At 65.0% G+C, this 14,364-nt stretch carries 15 protein-coding genes and 1 tRNA gene; 12 read left to right on the top strand and 4 right to left on the bottom strand.

Annotation, left to right across the window (positions count from 1 at the left end; genetic code table 11):
* The first annotated feature begins 298 nt into the window (after positions 1-298).
* Positions 299-1,468 (top strand): TRAP transporter substrate-binding protein, encoded by a 1,170-nt coding sequence (locus C8N35_RS02955; protein WP_245926637.1) that lies wholly within the window; start codon positions 299-301, stop codon positions 1,466-1,468.
* A 132-nt stretch (positions 1,469-1,600) separates the two neighbouring features.
* On the opposite strand, the gene msrA is transcribed toward C8N35_RS02955, so the two are convergent.
* Both msrA and C8N35_RS02965 read right to left on the bottom strand, forming a co-directional pair.
* Positions 1,601-2,257 carry a peptide-methionine (S)-S-oxide reductase MsrA gene (gene msrA / locus C8N35_RS02960; RefSeq protein ID WP_107988109.1) on the bottom strand — a complete coding sequence of 219 codons (657 nt, stop codon included), beginning with the start codon at positions 2,255-2,257 and terminating at the stop codon, positions 1,601-1,603.
* A gap of 72 nt (positions 2,258-2,329) precedes the next feature.
* Complete coding sequence (locus C8N35_RS02965; protein WP_107988110.1) at positions 2,330-2,647, bottom strand: hypothetical protein; 318 nt, start codon at positions 2,645-2,647, stop codon at positions 2,330-2,332.
* Positions 2,648-3,043: 396 nt separating this feature from the next.
* Here C8N35_RS02965 and C8N35_RS02970 point away from each other — a divergent pair.
* Together C8N35_RS02970 and C8N35_RS23540 are read left to right on the top strand one after the other, a co-directional pair.
* Positions 3,044-3,133: transfer RNA gene (locus tag C8N35_RS02970), tRNA-Ser, on the top strand.
* Positions 3,134-3,392: 259 nt separating this feature from the next.
* On the top strand, positions 3,393-3,689 hold the full coding sequence (locus C8N35_RS23540) for a hypothetical protein (protein ID WP_146177335.1): 297 nt from the start codon (positions 3,393-3,395) through the stop codon (positions 3,687-3,689).
* Here the strand turns inward: C8N35_RS23540 and C8N35_RS23545 are convergent.
* Complete coding sequence (locus tag C8N35_RS23545; protein ID WP_146177336.1) at positions 3,650-4,276, bottom strand: hypothetical protein; 627 nt, start codon at positions 4,274-4,276, stop codon at positions 3,650-3,652. The genes C8N35_RS23540 and C8N35_RS23545 overlap by 40 nt on opposite strands.
* Positions 4,277-4,522: 246 nt before the next feature.
* Between C8N35_RS23545 and C8N35_RS02975 the strand changes: the two genes are divergently transcribed.
* From C8N35_RS02975 to C8N35_RS03005, 7 genes are all read left to right on the top strand, one after another.
* Positions 4,523-5,281: a class I SAM-dependent methyltransferase gene (locus tag C8N35_RS02975; RefSeq protein WP_281261770.1), complete on the top strand. Its 759-nt coding sequence runs from the start codon at positions 4,523-4,525 to the stop codon at positions 5,279-5,281.
* Between the two features lie 270 nt (positions 5,282-5,551).
* Entirely contained in the window at positions 5,552-6,454 is a 903-nt protein-coding gene (locus C8N35_RS02980; protein ID WP_210203372.1) for a prephenate dehydratase domain-containing protein, read from the top strand.
* Positions 6,451-7,896 (top strand): FAD-binding oxidoreductase, encoded by a 1,446-nt coding sequence (locus tag C8N35_RS02985; protein WP_107988112.1) that lies wholly within the window; start codon positions 6,451-6,453, stop codon positions 7,894-7,896. The genes C8N35_RS02980 and C8N35_RS02985 overlap by 4 nt, the downstream gene beginning before the upstream one ends.
* A 22-nt stretch (positions 7,897-7,918) precedes the next feature.
* On the top strand, positions 7,919-9,169 hold the full coding sequence (locus C8N35_RS02990; RefSeq protein ID WP_107988113.1) for an alpha-hydroxy acid oxidase: 1,251 nt from the start codon (positions 7,919-7,921) through the stop codon (positions 9,167-9,169).
* Positions 9,170-9,296: 127 nt separating this feature from the next.
* Positions 9,297-10,247, top strand: coding sequence for an ABC transporter substrate-binding protein (locus C8N35_RS02995; protein ID WP_170122043.1), 951 nt, complete (start codon positions 9,297-9,299; stop codon positions 10,245-10,247).
* A 1-nt stretch (position 10,248) separates the two neighbouring features.
* Positions 10,249-11,181 carry an ABC transporter permease gene (locus tag C8N35_RS03000; protein WP_107988115.1) on the top strand — a complete coding sequence of 311 codons (933 nt, stop codon included), beginning with the start codon at positions 10,249-10,251 and terminating at the stop codon, positions 11,179-11,181.
* 4 nt (positions 11,182-11,185) lie between these two features.
* Positions 11,186-11,983 carry an ABC transporter ATP-binding protein gene (locus C8N35_RS03005; RefSeq protein WP_107988116.1) on the top strand — a complete coding sequence of 266 codons (798 nt, stop codon included), beginning with the start codon at positions 11,186-11,188 and terminating at the stop codon, positions 11,981-11,983.
* A 240-nt stretch (positions 11,984-12,223) separates the two neighbouring features.
* On the opposite strand, the gene C8N35_RS03010 is transcribed toward C8N35_RS03005, so the two are convergent.
* A complete protein-coding gene (locus tag C8N35_RS03010) occupies positions 12,224-12,559 on the bottom strand; it encodes a YciI family protein (RefSeq protein ID WP_107988117.1) in 336 nt (111 codons plus the stop codon).
* 131 nt (positions 12,560-12,690) lie between these two features.
* Here C8N35_RS03010 and C8N35_RS03015 point away from each other — a divergent pair, with 131 nt between their 5' ends.
* Entirely contained in the window at positions 12,691-13,284 is a 594-nt protein-coding gene (locus C8N35_RS03015; RefSeq protein ID WP_107988118.1) for a MarR family winged helix-turn-helix transcriptional regulator, read from the top strand.
* A 180-nt stretch (positions 13,285-13,464) separates the two neighbouring features.
* Positions 13,465-14,364, top strand: coding sequence for a DMT family transporter (locus C8N35_RS03020; RefSeq protein ID WP_107988119.1), 900 nt, complete (start codon positions 13,465-13,467; stop codon positions 14,362-14,364).

The following is a 14,364-nucleotide window of genomic DNA, read 5'->3' on the forward strand; positions in this document are numbered from 1 at the left end:
TAAGTTAGTACTAATCGTCACAAATACCTAATATCAAATAATATTTGCCAATCCTTCAGGATGCGCAGTTTTCCGCCCCGTCTCCTGTCGGGAAGCGGCAGCTTTCCTGGCTCACGAGGCTGCGCAAGCCCCCGCAGAAGACTGTTCCGGAAAGGAAAATGCGATCTGGCGCCAGTTGACACAGACCGGAGGAAAGCGAATTCTGCTAACCCTTCGCCGCCCGACGAACGTTGCACGGGCTCGCATGCCGGCGAAGATGGAGGATGCTGCGGCAGAGTTGCTCGACAAGGACATTTCAATGACCCATGACAAACGGGACGAAGCCAGTCAAATGCGCAAAGACGGACAAGCAGGGGCCTCCAAGCGCCCCGGGGGAGTGAGCCGCCGTTCGCTGATCGCCGGCGTCGGCGGCGGTGCCGCGGCGGTTCTGGCCGCCCCCGCAGTCGCCCGCGCCCAGACACAGATTTCCTGGAAGATGGCCACGAGCTGGCCGAAAGGATCGCCGGGGCCCGGAATGAACGCCCAGCGGCTTGCCGACATGATCACCGCCATGTCCGGCGGCAGACTGACGGTCCAGCTCTATGGCGCAGGGGAACTCGTGCCGCCGTTCGAGGTGTTCGACGCGGTGGCGTCGGGCGCGGCCGAATGTGGTCACGCAACACCCTACTACTGGCAGGGCAAGGATCAGGCTTTCCACTTCTTCACAGGCGTCCCGTTCGGCCTGACAGCCGCAGAGCATGCGGGTTGGCTCTATTTCGGCGGCGGCCAGGAATTGTGGAACCAGGCCTATGAGCCGTTCGGCGTCGTCCCGTTCCTCGCCGGCTCTTCAGGACCGCAGGCAGGCGGATGGTTCGCCAAGGAAATCAACACTCTCGATGATTTCAAAGGTCTGAAGATGCGCATCGCCGGCCTTGGCGGCACCGTCATGCGGCGCCTTGGGGTCAACGTCGTGCTGCTGCCGCCGGGCGAGATCTTCGCCGCCTTGCAGGCCGGCACGATCGACGCCGCGGAGTGGGTCGGCCCGTGGAACGATCTGGCCTTCGGTCTCTACAAGGTCGCGCACTACTATTACATGCCCGCGTTCCACGAGATCGGACCGGCGCTTGAGCTGATCGTCAACAAGTCCGCGCTGGACGCCTTGCCGGACGATCTGAAGGAAATCGTCAAGCGCGCCGCGATGGCGTCGGCGATGGAAGCGCTCGCCGACTTCACCTTCCACAACGCGGAAAGCTTCCGCCCCCTGCTGGACAAGCCGGACGTGAAGCTGCGCACCTTCTCGCCCGAGATCGTCAGCGCGCTTGCGGTGGAATCGGAGAAGGTGCTCAACGATATCGCTTCCGCCAGTCCGCTTGCCAAGGAGGTTTACGCCTCCTTCAGCGCCTACCGGGCGAAGGCCGTCGACTATTCGCATTCGGCAGAACTGGCGGCCCTTGTCATGCGCGATCACGGTCTTCAGCAGCAGAAGTAGGCCGGTCCGCAACTCACACGGCTGAGGTCAGACACAGCGCGTATCATCAACCGCTCCTCATCGCCCGGGCAGCTGCCACGCCGGGGCGATGAGCGATCGAGGCGCGGTCGCCATGCAGTCAACCGAGCGTGGCTATGCGCCGAGCCCCGCGGGGCAGGCAACCCCTGTCCCGCCAATGCCGCAATAGCCGTTCGGGTTCTTCGCCAGGTATTGCTGATGATAGCCTTCGGCAAAATAGAACACGGGCATGGGCGCGATTTCGGTGGTTATCGGACCCAGTCCGCCAGCCGTGAGCGCCGCCTGATAAGCGTCACGCGATGCACGCGCAACAGCGAGCGCTTCATCGCCAGGCAAATACAAGGCGGAGCGGTATTGTGTCCCGACATCGTTGCCCTGCCGCATTCCTTGCGTGGGGTCATGCCCTTCCCAGAATACGGAAAGCAGACGTTCGAGCGGGATCCGTGACGGCTTGAAGACGACCTTGACGACCTCGGCATGTCCGGTGGTGCCGGTGCAGACCTCCTCGTAGGTCGGGTTGGGCGTCTGCCCGCCGGCATAGCCGACGGCCGTTACCCACACCCCGTCGAGCTGCCAGAAGATGCGTTCCGCGCCCCAGAAACACCCCATCCCGACGAGAAGGCCGAGGCTCCCTTCGGGATAGGGACCGGCGAGCGGGCGGCCGCTGATCTGATGGGTCGCCGCGGTCGGTATCGGTTCGTCCCGGCCGCTCAGAACCTCACGCGGGGCCGGAAGGCGGCCTTTTGGGCCCAAAGCATCGAACAGGCTCATCCTAAGCTCCTTGGAAACTCAACGGGTGGGTTTGGTCGCCTTGGCGCCGGCCATATCCGGCTGGCCGCGGTCTCATGCCACACCGATGCGCCTGCGCCGCCGCCTGGAACCAAGCCATACGAAAAGGGCACCGAGCACACCGGCGACAACCCAGGTTGGCAACAGAAGAATCCACTGAATGACAGGGTCCCAAAGCCATGGTGCCACGTGGCGTTGAACACCCGCCTGGGCGGCGTTCAGGCTTTCGGGAAAGAACTCGAACCAGTGCCAGCCGAGCGGTGTCGTGACCAGTTTAGAGGCTGCGATCGATTTCGTCCCGTCGATAACCGCTGTTACGAGAGCGACGGCAACAAGCAGAATTCCAACGAAACGCGAAAGAAACGACAGCATCGACTGCTCCGGCAAATTTGGGGGGCGCACATTGCGACCGACAACGGCTCAACGAGGCGCGGCCCGGCAACACGTTTTGAACCGCACCATCGAAAAGCCCCCGAGGACTTTCGTGAAATAGTCCGTTCCCAAGCATACGACAATGGCCGGTCGGATCACGAGGGTGTGCGCGGAGGAATCGCGGGATTTTCAGCCCGAAGTAGCCCCTTGCCGATAATACACAAATCCTATCTTTAGGCCCTTGCGTTCAAGCCGTTGATCGCTATATTGCGCCTCCCGTGGGCATTGGTTGCGACGCAAGAGATTCTGTGCTTCCCAACGTGTCTTCGCCGATCTTCAAAAACCGGGAAGCGATGCTTCGCAGTTTTGCAGGATCCGGCGATTTTGCCTGCAGACGGAGAGGTGGCCGAGTGGTCGAAGGCGCACGCCTGGAAAGTGTGTAGGCGGGTAACCGTCTCGAGGGTTCGAATCCCTCTCTCTCCGCCACTTACGCTTGTATCCAATTGATTTTATTGGCGTTTATTTTCTTGGCGCCTTGCGGCACATCACGAGATTCAAGCTTTCCGCACCTGCGTATATCCACCGGCGATTTTTCAACACGAGAACACTTGCAGAACATCCGGCGACTCGGTAGCCTCTTTCATGTCGGAAGATATCGTATTCGACAATAATCATTAGGCTGGCCAGGGCGCAGGAGTGCTCATCCAATTCGAATTCCCCTTATGGGGGAAGGAACGGATGATCCATGCGTTCAGATGATGAGCCGACGCTCTTCGGCGACCTCGGCAACACTTCCCGTACGTCTCAGGCTTCCAGGCCAACACATTCGATCAATCCAGCTCCCGAAGAAGAATTTCCAAGCCTGGTCAAGGTTGCCGCCGGCATGCCCCGTTGGCGCGGCAGCGAGATCCTGGCTTGCGACAAGAAGATCTGGGAGGCGGCAACAGGGCGCCTCTGCAAGATCCCGCAGAAACTACAAGGACCCGCTTGCGGCAACAGGCTTTATCGACTGAAGGGATGCAGCGCATCTATGGCGGCGTGAGCCGGAACACCGTCGGTCACTGGTATCGCCACGGTCTGCCATTCATCTAAGGAAACCCCCGTCTGTTTCTGGGAGAGGACCTCAAAGCCCTTCATCGCTGGCGTGAAGCCGTTTCCAAGCGCCCCTGTGAACCGGATGAGGCTTATTGCGTCTGTGACCTGCCACTGAACTTCCACCCAGCGGCGATTGGAGCCGATTGCCGCGGGGACTTCGGCGCCAATGCCTCCGGATTGGCTGCCAACGCCGCCTGCCTGCCCGCAGGCCCATTCCGGCTGACCGGCGGATTTACGGCCCGCTGTCGAAGCCGTGCTCCAAAACGTGCGAACGCCGTGCCGCCTGCCTGCAAAATCCCCCGACCCCTGACATTTTTTCGGGCGTTTGCTGAAATATTTTGCAGCGCAATAATTAATTGCAAACTGCAATTGACAAGCTAGTAATATGCTAATTACGTTGCGTCTTGCGGTGTCGAATTGATGACCTGACGCCTTCGGCCAGGCCCATCGCCAGGCCCCTCGGCTGAAATCGGCAACATGCCCGTGCGCAGACGCGATCGCCGTCCGGACGTGCCAGACATGATCGATGTTCATGCGCGCGCAACGTCCACGGCCGCCTTTTGCGGCAAGCCGGCGAAAACCGCGACACGCGTGCCGTTCAGGCAAGGATGCCAGGCAAGGATGATTGCGACTGCCGCCCGCTCCCAGGCGCGGGCGGCCAACAACGAACGGAGGAAACCCCGCAGAACCGTACTTTCGAGCGGTCACCCCCCTGCTACGACCAGAAGGACCATCGTGATGTATGCCGATGCGAAAATAGACACCAAATCATTGGAATTCATGGGTAAGCGGTCTTCGGACTATCGCAACGCCCTGTCGGATTATGCCGACGCGTGGCGCCCGGACATTGCCTGCATGAAGCGATTTCTGAACCCGGTTCCCGGTGAACGCGTTCTGGAGGTCGGCGCGGGCAACGGCTATTTCAGCAAGGCGATCGCCGATTGCGTCGGCCCGAACGGGCTTCTGGTCGCCAGCGACCCCTCTACCGACCAGCTTCGCGAACTGGAAGAGGGAAGCCAGTACGGCAACATCCGCGTCGTTCCGGCCTCCGCCGACACGCTCGACATCAATTTCGACGGCTTCGACGCGCTCTGGAGCCGGGGCGCGATCCATCACGTCACCGACAAGACCGCCGCCTTCACACGCTTCGCGCAAGTTGCGCGTCCCGGTGCCCGCCTCGTCATCGCCGACATCTTCGCCGGCACGCCGCTGGCGCGATACTTCGACGCCTTCATCGCACGCAGTTGCAGCACCGGCCACGAGGTGGCTTTCCTCTCGCATGAATTCGCCGAGAGCCTGTGCTTGCTCACCGGCTGGGGCCAGCCCGTCTTTCACGAGGTGATCACCCCCTGGGAATTTGCACGACGCGAGGATATCGGCCGCTTCCTGCAGCTGCTGTTCTCCGCCAAGCCCGATTATACGGCCGAGGACTGTTTCGAGGCGGCCGACCGATACCTCTGCGTGAGCGAGACCACCTCCGGCTGGGCCCTGATGTGGCCCATGACCGTCATGTGCGCGGTCCGCCCGACCCATGGTTGAGAGATGACGACGAGGATCCTCACCATGCGCCCAAGCCGCAACACCACGGGCAGCAATTCCGGCGGACATCTTCGCGAAAGGGTCGTTTGCGGGGATGCCGGCACGCGCCGGCGTTCGCGGCCCGACCTGCCGAGCGCCATTTGTCGGCCGGGGAACGGGGCCCCGATCCGCAACGATGCCCGCAACCCCGCCCTGAAATCGCTTGGGGCCGGTCATGGACGGGTGAGCGGGCCCGGAGGCGTAAGGGGACAGGGCGCGCAGGCGAGGGACGTGCGAAGGCCGTTCGCTCCCGCCGTCGTGACCTATCACGGCAGCGCCGGCGCCTTTGCCCACATCGCCTGCCGCGCGGCTTTTCCGCGGGCCCGCGCCATCGCCTGCGACAGCCTTCTTCAGGTCATCGAAGCGGTGCGGACGGGCACGGCGGAGGCCGCGGTGCTGCCATGCGAGAACCTTCTCGCCGGGCGCGTGCCCGACATCCACCTGCTTCTGCCCGAGATCGGCATGGCGTCGGAGATCGGCCTGACGATCGTCGGCGAGATCTTCCTGCCCATCGAATTGCATCTGGTTGCGCCGGCGGGCCGCTCGCTCGACCAGATCAGGCGAGTGCATTCGCATCCGGTCGCGCTCAATCAGGTCCGCCGTTTCCTGTCCGCGCGCGGGCTCGCGGCGGTTGAGCAAAGCAACACCGCCACCGCCGCGGCTCTCGTCAGGCGGGCGGGGGAGGAGGCGGACGCGGCCGTGGCCTCCGAACTCGCCGCGCGGACCTACGGCCTGACGATCCTTGAGCGCAATATCGAGGACAACCCCGTCAACATGACCCGCTTTTACGTGCTGGCACGCGATCCGGTCGTTCCCGCGCTGCACGAGCCGGACATCCTGACCTCGCTGCTCTTCGAGCTGCACAACGCACCGGGGGCTCTCTTCCGCGCCCTGGGCGGTTTCGCCGACGCAGGCATCAACATGACCAAGCTGGAGAGCTATCTGGTCGACGGCCAGTTCGTCGCCACCCGGTTTCTATGCGAGTTCGAAGGCCATCCCGAACGCGACGACGTCCGCCAGGCGATCGACATTCTTGCCCGGCACTCAACCCGCCACGCCATTCTCGGCGTGTTTCCGATGCACGCGACCGGCACGCGGACCCGCGCCGATGCGAGTCTGGGGGGCGTTCAATGACGAGCCCCGCTCCCCTGCAACAACAATCCTCGCGGCAGCCTCTCACGGATGCGCTCGAAACCGTTCTCGCCGCCCTTCGCACGCGGCTCGGTGAGCGCCTGTCCACCGCCCGCCCCGTGCGCGAGCAGCATGGCCAGGATGCGAGCTATCTGCCGCCCCATCCGCCCGACGCCGTCGCCTTTCCCGAAAACGCCGACGAGGTCGCCTTCATCCTGTCCACCTGCCATGCCCATCGCGTTCCCGTTATCGCGTTCGGCACGGGCTCGTCCTGCGAGGGCCATGTGGCGGCGCTCAACGGCGGCATCTGTCTCGACACCTCGCGCATGAACGCCATCGGTCCGGTGAGCCCGGCCGACATGACCTGCGTGGTCGAGCCCGGCGTGACGCGCAAGATGCTAAACGCGCATCTGCGCGATACCGGCCTGTTCTTTCCCGTGGACCCGGGGGCGGACGCCTCGATCGGCGGCATGATCTCGACGCGGGCCTCGGGCACGAACGCGGTGCGCTACGGCACGATGAAGGACCACGTCGTGTCGCTCGATGTGGTGCTGGCTGACGGCACCCGGCTTCGCACCGCGAGCGCCGCGCGCAAGTCCTCGGCCGGCTACAACCTGACCCAGATGTTCGTCGGCGCGGAGGGTACGCTGGGCGTCATCGTCTCCGCCACGATCCGCCTGCATCCGATCCCGGAGGCGACGGAGACCGCGCTGATCGCCTTTCCCTCCTCGTCCGCCGCGATCGATTGCGCGATCGCCATTATGGGCTCCGGCCTGCCGATCGCGCGGATCGAATATCTCGACGACGTGCAGATCGCGGCGGTGGAGGCCTATTCGAAGCTCGGCCTGACGATCGGCGACACGCTCATTCTCGAATGCGCCGGCGACCCGCAGACCGTCGCCCGGCAGATGACCTGGATCATCGAAATCGCCGGCGATTTCGAACCGCTCGACGTGAAGACGGCGCAGAGCCCGGAAGACCGCGCCCGGATCTGGCAGGCCCGCCATGATGCCTGGTGGGCGGCCATCGCGCTGCGCCCGGGCGCCAAGGGCATTCCCACCGACAGTTGCGTTCCCGTATCGCGGATGGCCGAGGCGATTGCGCTCGCCCGAAGCGATTGCGCCGAACTCGGCGTCACCGCTCCGATCTGCGGCCATGTCGGCGACGGCAATTTCCATCTCTGCGTCGTCTTCGATCCCGACAACGCGCAGGAGAAGGCCAATGTCGACGAGCTTCTGGCGCGCCTGTCGCGCCGCGCCATCGCGCTTGGCGGCACGATCACCGGCGAGCACGGCATCGGCTACGGCAAGCGCGGCTACCTCGTCGAGGAATACGGCAGCGCCGGGATCCGCGCGATGGCGGCGATCAAGCGCGCGCTCGATCCGCGCGACATCCTGAATCCGGGAAAGATCATCGAGGCCAGCGACGCGCTGCCCTTCACCTGAGCGGGAGGAACGACGAAAAACGATGAGACAACAGCCCCAATCGATCGCCGACTTCCGCGAGCAGGCGCGTCGCCGGCTTCCGCGTTTCGTCTTCGATTTCATCGATGGCGGCAGCGGCAGCGAGAACACCCTGGCGGAGAACCGGTCCGCGCTCGACCGTCACCGTCTCGTCGGCCGCGCGCCGGTGGACGTGCAGGCCTGTTCGCAGTCCGTCACCCTGTTCGGTCGCGACTATTCAATGCCGGTGATCATCGGCCCCACCGGGCTGGCCGGGGCTGCCTGGCCGCGCGGCGACGTCGATCTGGCGCGCGCCGCCTCCAAGGCCGGCATCCCCTTCGTCATGAGCACGGCGGCGACAGCCACCATGGAGGAGGTGGCGGCCGCAGAGGCCGGCGCCAAGTGGTTCCAGCTCTACATCTTCAAGGACCGCGCGGTCAGCGCCCGGCTGATCGCAAAGGCCAAGGCGCTCGGCTTCAAGGCGCTGGAGGTCACGGTCGACAACGCCATTCCCGGCCGCCGCCTGCGCGATGCGCGAAACGGCTTCTCCCTGCCGTTCCGCTGGACGCCTGCCAAGCTCGCGAGCCTCGCCGCTCATCCCGCATGGAGCATGCGCATGGCGCGTGCCGGAGCCCCCAGGCTGGAGGTCATGGCCGCCGAACTCGGCCTGGACGAGGCCGACACGATCGCCGAGCTGATGCAATCCCAGCTCGATCCTTCCGTCGGCTGGGAGGACATCAAGTGGGTGCGCGATGCCTGGGACGGACCGCTGATCGTCAAGGGAATGCTCGATCCCGGGCAGGTGGCGAAGGCGGTGGAGACCGGCGTCGACGGTCTCGTCATTTCCAACCACGGCGGACGGCAGCTCGACGGGGCCGTCGCCACGATCGACATCCTGGCCGAGTTCCGGGCCCAGGCCGGCTCCCGCCTGACGCTTCTCGTCGACAGCGGTTTCCGCACCGGCTCCGACATCGCGCGTGCGCTCGCGCTGGGGGCGGACGCCGTGCAGGTCGGACGGGCCACGCTGTTCGCGCTGGCCGGCGGCGGCGAAGCCGGCGTGCGCCGGGCGCTCGACATCCTGAAGAGCGAGCTGGAAATCGCGCAGATGCTGATGGGCGCGCGCGCCATCCAGGATTTCGGCCCGGCGATGTTGCGCAGTCCCCGCCCGCTCAGGGCGCCTGGGACGGTGCCGGAGGCCGCCGCGATCATCCCCGCGGCACCGGCGGCTGGTCCGCTTTCCCTGGTCGCGGAAAAGCGGCAGGGCGTCCTGCCTTGATCCCGGCTCTGCAATGCCTGGGACACGAACGATAACGACAAACCTTCCAGCAAAAGAACGCCACAGAGGAACAGACAAGATGTTTCGGCAAAAATTGGCCGCATGCGCCGCAGCCGCGCTCCTGACGATGACCGGTCTGCCCGGCCTGAACCACCTGAACAACCTGAACGCCTGGGCCGGCGAGATGACGAACGTCGCCATCACCTACATCGTCGATCACCCGGCGATCGACGCCGCACGCAAGGGCGTGATCGATGAACTGGCGGAGGCCGGCTACAAGGAGGGCGAGACGCTGACGCTTCACGTTCAGAGCGCGCAAGGGTCCATGCCCACCCAGCTTCAGATCGCGAAGAAGTTCGCCGGCATGCGGCCCGACCTGCTGGTGGCCATCTCCACCCCCTCCGCCCAAGCCCTGCAAAGCGCGGCCGACGGCAAGATCCCCATCGTCTTTTCCGCGGTGACCGATCCGGTTGGGAGCAAGCTCGTCAAAAGCATGGAGGCGCCCGGCGGCAACATAACCGGCACGAGCGACCAGCAGCCCTTCGGCCCGACCCTGAAGCTGATCAAGAGGCTCGTGCCTGAGGCCAAGAAACTCGGCGTCATCTACAATGCGGGCGAAGCCAATTCCGTTGCCCAGGTCGAGGCTCTGAAAGCCGCACTCGCCGATTACGGCCTGGAACTGGAGGAGAGCACCGCCTCCCAGACCGCGATGGTCCCCGACGCCGCCCTCAGCCTCGCCGGGCGCGCGGACGTCATCCTGATCCCCACCGACAGCACCGTGGTGGCGGCGATCGAGAGCGTGGTGAATGTCGGCCGCAAGGCCAAGGTGCCGGTCTTCGCCAGCGACACCGATTCTGTGAAGCGCGGGGCGCTGGCCGCCCTCGGCTTCGACTACTACAAGCTCGGCCGGCTGACGGGCAAGATGGCGGTGCGCATCCTCAAGGGCGAGAGCCCGGCGGCGATCCCGGTGGGCGTACTCGACACCCAGGATCTCTACCTGAACAAGACCTCGGCGGCCGCCATGGGCGTTGCGGTTCCCGACGACCTGCTGGAAACCGCCACGAAAGTGATCGAATAAGATGAGTGCGCTCGCCATTTCGGGAGCCCTGGAAGCGGGGCTTCTCTTCTCGCTGGTCGCACTGGGGGTCTATCTCTCCTTTCGCGTCCTCAATTTTCCCGATCTGACGGTCGACGGCAGCTTTCCCCTGGGGGCCGCCGCCACCGCCGTCGCCATCGTCAACGGCGTGAACCCCTTCCTGGCCACGGCCATCGGGATGCTCGCCGGGGGCGCGGCCGGCCTCGTCTCCGGCATCCTCAATGTCCGCTTCCGCATTCTCAACCTGCTGGCCGGCATCCTGACCATGGTCGCCCTCTACTCGATCAACCTGCGGGTGATGGGGCGCCCGAACATCTCGCTCTATGGCGAGACGACTATCTTCACGCCCTTCGAGACGCTGCTCGATTTCGGCATCTGGACCAATTGCGCGGTGCTTCTGTTCATCGCGGTGGCGATGAAATTCCTCGTCGACTGGTTTCTCTCCACCCAGATCGGGCTGGCGTTGCGTGCCAGCGGCGAGAACCCGGTCATGGCGCGCGCGCAGTCGGTCGGCAACGGACGGATGACCCTGATCGGCATAACGCTCAGCAACGCGCTCGTCGGCCTGGCGGGCTCGCTGTTCGCCCAGAGCCAGGGCATGGCCGACGTCTCCATGGGCATCGGCACGATCGTCACCGGCCTCGCCGCCCTGATCATCGGCGAGACCCTGCTCGGCTCGATCAAGGTGGTGTGGGCGACGCTCGGGTGCCTGATCGGCTCGGTTCTCTACCGTTTCTTCATCGCCGCGGCGCTGAACGCGGGGTTTTTGGGCATCCAGGCGCAGGACCTGAACCTTGTCACCGCCGTCGTCGTCGCCGTCGCCGTCGTCCTGTCCCAGGCCCGGCGCAACAGCCGGTTCAGGCTGTGGCCGGCGCTGCGCCGCGCCCTAACCGCCCCGCAACCGCAGAAAGGATAAGCCCATGCTGAGCGTCTGCGACGCACACGTCACCTTCAATCCCGGAACCCCGCTGGCGGTGCCGGCCCTGCGCGGCGTCGATCTCGACATCGAGGCGGGGGAATTCGTGACGGTGATCGGCACCAACGGGGCCGGCAAGTCGACGCTTTTGTCGGCGGTCGCCGGCGATGTCCGCCTCGATCGCGGCGGCGTCTATATCGACGGCCATGACGTGACCGCCTGGCCGACCGAGCAGCGCGCCGCGATGATCGGCCGGGTGTTCCAGGAGCCCCGGGCGGGGACCTGCTCTTCGCTGACGGTGGAGGAAAACCTGGCGCTGGCAGCGAGCCGGGGCGGGCGCCGGGGCCTTCGCACCGCGCTCGGCCGGGGCAGTGAGCGCCGCCGGCTGGCCGATCAGGTCGCCCGGCTTGGAATGGGGCTGGAAGACCGGCTCGGCGCGTTGGCGGGGACCCTTTCCGGCGGCCAGCGGCAGGCGCTCAGCCTGCTCATGGCGACCCTTCTGCCGATGAAGATCCTGATCCTGGACGAGCACACCGCGGCGCTCGATCCAGGTGCTGCGGCCACCGTTCTGGATCTGTCGGCGGAGATCACCGGCGAGCAGCGGCTGACGACGCTCATGGTGACCCACAGCATGCGCAACTCGCTCGATTTCGGCACCCGCACCATCATGATGAACGCGGGCCGCATCCTGCTCGACATCCACGGCGACAAGCGCAAGGACTATGACGTTCCCGACCTGCTCGACCTGTTCAAGAAAACCACCGGCAGCGCGGTAGAGGACGATCAGCTCGTGCTGGCCTGATTGCCCTGAGATCCGGCGGGCAGGGCTGTTTCGGAGCGGGCCCGTTTCAGGCCGGGACAAGGGCGCGCTTCCACTTCAGCCGGAGCGATGCTCGCCGCTCACCTCGCAAGAAGCGAGCGGGGAAGAACTCTCGCGGAGGCGGAGAAACCGAAAAGCCTACCCCCCTCTCCCGTGGGAGAAGGGGGAAGGGTCGCGGTTCCCTTGAAGCAGGAAAGACCTCGCCTGATCTCCCGGCCTTGCTCAGGCGAGGGCGGCCTGCTCGCGCTCCAGCTCCCTCATCAGCAGGCCCGGCGGATTTTCCGGCACCATCTGGCGCAGGCGACTGACGCTGAGTTCGGCGAACAGGCCGGCGCGCGCATAGGGTTCGGCTCCCAGGAACGCGTCGACCTCCGCCCGGGTGTCGAAGGACAGGACCATGAGACTTCCGATCACCTTGGTTCCGTCGTCATCCTGCAGCGGGCCGCCGAACGCGACACGGTCGCCGTTGGCGATCATGTATTCCAGATGTTCCGCCCGCGTGCGCTGGCGCAAATCGCCCGCATCCGGCCGGTCGATACAATGGACAACGAATGGCATGGTCTGTTCCCCTGTTTGCGTGTCATTGCCGCTTGCGATGGGCGTTTCCTCCGCGTGCCATGGGGCCCTGTTGCGGGTCTTGCGTGGCACAAGCTGTTGCCATACGTGATTAAAGAGGATATGATTGCAATATGCAATTATATAGCAATAAAAACCAGGGCCCGGATGGAAACGACCTGTCCGAAGATGCCCCTGAACCGGATGAGTCCTCCGCGTCGCAGCAGGCGGCGGCGTTGCAGCTCGAGGCCTGGCTGCCCTATCGGCTGTTCCGCGTCTCCGTTCGCATCGCCGACGTGCTCAATGCCTTCTATGGGCCCAAATTCGGATTTTCCCGCTCCGCCTGGCGCACCATGGCGATCGTTGCCAACCGGCCCGGCGTCAGCGTCAAGGAGATCTGCCAGGCCGGCGGGCTCGACCAGTTCACGATTTCGCGCGCCATCCGGCAACTGGTGGAACTCGGCTATGCCCGCCGCCAGACCGGCCGCACCGACCGGCGCTACGCGGCGATCGAACTGACGCAAAGCGGCTGGGAGGCCTTCACGGAGATCTCCGATCTGGCGCAGCGGCTCGAACGGGAACTGACCGACGCGGTCTCGAAGGACGAACTCGCCGTTCTCGACACCATTCTCACCAAGCTCGACAACGCCAGCGCGGGCATCATGGCGCGCGGCTGGAGGGGCGTGCGGGAGAGCACGGAAACGGACGGAGAGGCATCCGGCACGTAACACCGACGGGCGAGCGAAAACGGGCCAACCGGAGCATGTTCCGATCGGATTTCATCGATCGGAATATTCTCAAGATATCGATCTGGGGCGGTTTCTTGTCGTTCAGGCAATTTCGCCTGCGAGACCCGGCGCTCCAGAGCCCGCGATCCGGCCTGCGATCACGAAAGGCAGACCCAACCCATGCGCGCGCTTCTTTTTGTGGCCACCGCCGTCCTGTGGGGCAGCAGCGCCATCGTCACAGGCCAGCAGGCGATCTCGGGCGCGCCGGAGGTGTCGGTCGGATACCGGATGGCGCTCGTGAGCCTGGCGATGTTCGGCTGGAGCCTGGCGCGCGGCCAGAGCCTCGGCGTGCGCCAGATCGACCGCCCCTGGGTGGTGTTGCAGGGGGTCTCGTTCTTCGGCCTGGCGTTCATCACCTTCTATCACGCCACGGCGCTGATCCCGTCGGGCATCGCGGCGCTGATCCTGTCGACCTCGTCGCTATTCGCCGCGCTGGTGGGCTGGCTTTTTCTGTCCGTCCCCATCACCTTGCGCATGCTGGCCGGCATCGTCGTCGGCATCATCGGGCTCGCCGTGATCGCGGCGCCGCAATTCACCGCGCTGTCCTCGGGTGCGGGAACCGTCGCAGGAGCCGGGCTGGCGCTGGCGGCGGCGGCATGCACCGGTTGCGGCACGGTGGTGGCGATGCGCAACCAGCGCGCCGGCATTCCCATCTCCGTGCTGATGAGCTGGGCGGCCCTGTGCGGGGCGCTGTTCTCCTTCGCCCTCGCCCTGATCGGCCAGGCGAGCTTCCATGTCGACGTCTCCCTCGCCTATCTGGCCGGCCTCGCCTATCTGGCGATTATCGCCTCCTGCGTCACGTTCTTCATGTATTTCAGCCTTGTACACCGGATCGGCGCGGCCAGCGCCTCCTATACGCTGGCGCTGGTGCCAGTGGTGGCGCTGCTGCTTTCCGCGCTCTTCGAAAACCTCAGGATCGACGCGAGCGTGCTGAGCGGCGGCTGCGCGGTGCTGCTCGGCAACATTCTCGTCCTCAGTTCCCAGGCCGGCGCACCCGCCCGCGCAAAACAGGCATCGTGA

It is taken from the genome of Breoghania corrubedonensis (assembly GCF_003053845.1).
GTDB classification, from domain to species: Bacteria; Pseudomonadota; Alphaproteobacteria; order Rhizobiales; family Stappiaceae; genus Breoghania; species Breoghania corrubedonensis.